The sequence below is a fragment of the Oceanobacillus sojae genome (assembly GCF_900162665.1).
Lineage (GTDB): Bacteria > Bacillota > Bacilli > Bacillales > Amphibacillaceae > Oceanobacillus > Oceanobacillus sojae_A.
The window spans coordinates 1-2,360 of the sequence record NZ_LT727807.1 but is presented as its reverse complement, the minus strand read 5'-3'; the positions used below and the strand labels follow the sequence as shown (position 1 = coordinate 2,360).

At 36.0% G+C, this 2,360-nt stretch carries 2 protein-coding genes; both read right to left on the bottom strand.

Annotation, left to right across the window (positions count from 1 at the left end; all coding sequences use genetic code 11):
- Positions 1–65: 65 nt before the first annotated feature.
- A complete protein-coding gene (gene istB / locus BN1068_RS00245) occupies positions 66–785 on the bottom strand; it encodes an IS21-like element helper ATPase IstB (RefSeq protein ID WP_064467641.1) in 720 nt (239 codons plus the stop codon).
- A complete protein-coding gene (istA, locus tag BN1068_RS00240; RefSeq protein ID WP_077112926.1) occupies positions 785–2,284 on the bottom strand; it encodes an IS21 family transposase in 1,500 nt (499 codons plus the stop codon). Before istA ends, istB begins: the two co-directional genes overlap by 1 nt.
- Positions 2,285–2,360: the final 76 nt, after the last annotated feature.

Genomic DNA, 2,360 nt, shown 5'->3' with positions numbered 1-2,360 from the left:
TGTATTTGGCAAGTAAAAAATGTATGAAATGGCATTTAAAAATGCATGCCACTTGTCGCCTCCAATTATTGCTGTATTAATGATTCTTTATAACGAAAACTCTCACCGTTAAAAAGTAGTAAATGTGAATGATGAATAAGTCGATCAATCACAGCCTCTGTTAATATTGGATCCCCAAAAACATGATTCCATTGTCCAAATTGAAGGTTGGTAGTAATCACCAAGCTTTTGTTTTCATAACACATAGATATCACCTGAAACAATAACTCTGCACCTTCTTTGTGAAGAGGAATATAGCCTAGTTCATCTAATATAAGTAAATCCAGTCTTTCAAGCTGTTTAATCAGCCTGGGGAGGGAACCATTTTGGTTCGCCTCTATTAATTTATTTGCTAAAGATGCCAACGTAAAGAACTTCACTTTGGTGCCATACCTATGTATGGCATTTAAGCTAATTAATGTTGCCAAATAAGTTTTCCCTGTGCCGACTCCACCATATAAAATCAGATTTTCCTTTTCATGAATAAATTCCCCTTGGAGGATCTTATCACGATCAATCCCTTGAGGGATTTGAATATGTTCCCATTGAAAAGGTTGGTCGCCTGTCTTTGGTAATTGTGCTTGCTTTAGTAATAAGTTCACTTTTCTTTCCTCTCTATTTTCAACCTCCCTTTCAAATAATTGAAGAAGATAGTCATAATTATTTTCAGCTTTAATTTCATGGTAATGCTCTCTTATCCAACTTAACTTCAAGCGTTTGGCATGTGCTTCAATTTGCTCTTTCATCAAGATACACCTCCGCTTTGAAGTAAAGAATCATAATGAGAAAGCCCTCTGGTTGCCGCAGGCATAGTTGGTAGATTAATAGCTGGACTTATCTCCTTATATGTATTGCTTTGATTTATTACAGTGTAAAAACAATGCTTGATTTGATCCGTACTTGGATGGCCATGAGATGAAGCCATCGTAAGAGCTTCATTGAGTAATGAAAAATCATCATTCTTTAAAAGTTCTCCTAATAGGCGTAAAGCATTTTTTTGTTCTTCTTCTGTACAGTTCTTTAAATAGTCCGTCCAAATAGATGGAAACTGGTTGTAAATACTTGAATATTTTATAGCTCTTGGTCGTTTGGACAATAAATCTAGATAAGGCTGCCAAATCATAGATTTCCGCCTTACACCATAGAGTCTGGTGTGTTTGGCAATCACTTCGTTATCTTCGTTCAAAATGGCAATTTCGTTATAAGTAATACGGACTCTAATTTTTTGTTGCGCAAACCTTGGAGATGTCGAATATTGTTTTGTATCTACATTGACGATTCCATATTTGTCTGATTTCAATTCCTCATATCGAGCACATTCAAATCCCTTTTCAGGCAACATAAGAAAGCTATTTAAATCCTCTTCAAACAATTTTGACTGAAGGATCTTTTTATCGTAATGTAGTCGATCACGATCTTTTTCTGCCATTTCCCATAATGTTTCATTGAAATGATCAACGTTTATAATCCTATTTTCCGGTAATAAAAAGTTGTTTCTTACATATTTCACCATGGCTTCTACATGGCCTTTTTCATTGCCTTTACCTGGATTACAAAACTCATACTGAAAACCAAAGTGTAATACAAAGCGTTCAAATGTATCTGTTAATTCACGTTCCCCTTTAGAAAATATTTTGTTCACTGCAGGGGATAAATTATCAAATCGTATCGTCTTCGGAACCCCGCCCATATGTTGAAACATCCGTTGTAAACCTTCCAATAAGCATTCTGTATTTTCCGAAGGAAAAACTTGAAAATAAAAGCTATTACTATACGGAAACGACATCACTAAGTACGGTAAATCGATCGTTTCTGAATCATAGTTAAATGGCCCAGTTCCAAAGTCAACTTGAGCTGTACCTGGTATAGATTCAAGAGGTAAGGCTGCTTCTGTCATCGATTCCTTTAATTCCTTTTTTCTTTTGGATACATAATCGCGTACAGTGCGGTCTGACCCTGTAAAGCTATGAAAATCTCTTAATTGCTCATACATTTTTTTAGCTGTTCTCTGATACTTCTTTTTCTTCTTTAAATCTTCTTTAATCCACTTATCTATAATGGGCTTAACTGGCTCCATTACCCGTGCTTTTCGTTTTTGCTTTTTCTTTCTTTTGAACTCTTCCTGATTTGCATACTTACTAACTGTACGTGGGTCAACTTCCATTCTCCTTGCCACATCGGCATAGGATTCACCTTTTTGATTTACCTCATGTCTGATATAATCAATTTGTGCCACTGCTAACATCTCCTAATAACCTCCTGTCGAACGTTGTTGGTCCAACGAGGAGTTTAAAGTTATTTGGAGGAGTTGGCAAGTGGCG

Bases quoted from the DNA above. Each gene is read 5' to 3' on its own strand.
- istB (WP_064467641.1), bottom strand. From the start codon at position 785: ATGAAAGAGCAAATTGAAGCACATGCCAAACGCTTGAAGTTAAGTTGG.
- istA (WP_077112926.1), bottom strand. From the start codon at position 2,284: ATGTTAGCAGTGGCACAAATTGATTATATCAGACATGAGGTAAATCAA.